We start from the raw sequence: 671 nt of genomic DNA, 5'->3' as shown, positions 1-671 counted from the left end.
AGCTTAGGACCTTTTTTAGTCCAACTTGCTTCTGGATCTACTCCTTTTTGATAACTTTCAGATACGGTTATACTGCCATCTGCATGAAGATCATAACTTTTTTTCCATTTAGGACATCTGGGAGTAGGAGTTATTGAAGCATCAATAGCAGCTGAGCCATTTTTAACCAGTACCCCATGGGCAGATAGCTGATCATTAATTATATTTAATAACCTCTCTAGTGCCTTCTTCTTTNNNACTGACGGCTAGCACTAATCCTTCTTTACTTTCTACAAGTATATGCCGTTTATAGCCATAATATAGCTTAGGACCTTTTTTAGTCCAACTTGCTTCTGGATCTACTCCTTTTTGATAACTTTCAGATACGGTTANNTGTGTATGCATTTTATCAATACCTATATAGCGGGCTCCCGAACTGCGGAACCAATTTTTTATACTACCAAATACACGTTCTACCTTATAACGAGTCTTAGCTATTAATTTATTAAACCGCTTAGCGGTAACTGATAAGGGATTATTCTTAGTAGCCTTCTTCTGAATAGCTGATTTTAACTTTTTTTTCTTTAATAATATTTCATTAGGTGAGCCGCTATAGCCCTTATCTGCATATACCCTACTACCTGGTGGTAAGTTTACTTTATCTAATAAGCCCTCTAAATGACCACTATCAT

At 36.2% G+C, this 671-nt stretch carries 2 pseudogenes (1 of these 2 running past the window's edge); both read right to left on the bottom strand.

The features are described from left to right. Window positions 1–233 (bottom strand): annotated as a pseudogene (locus tag EDM02_RS00365) (transposase) (its annotated part extends 309 nt beyond the left edge of the window); the annotation flags it as partial. A 142-nt stretch (window positions 234–375) separates the two neighbouring features. Then, a pseudogene (locus EDM02_RS00360) lies at window positions 376–669 on the bottom strand (transposase family protein); the annotation flags it as partial. Window positions 670–671 lie beyond the last annotated feature (2 nt).

This window comes from Candidatus Cardinium hertigii (assembly GCF_003788695.1).
Note: the sequence above shows the minus strand (reverse complement) of the source record. Positions and strands in the feature narration are given on the sequence as shown.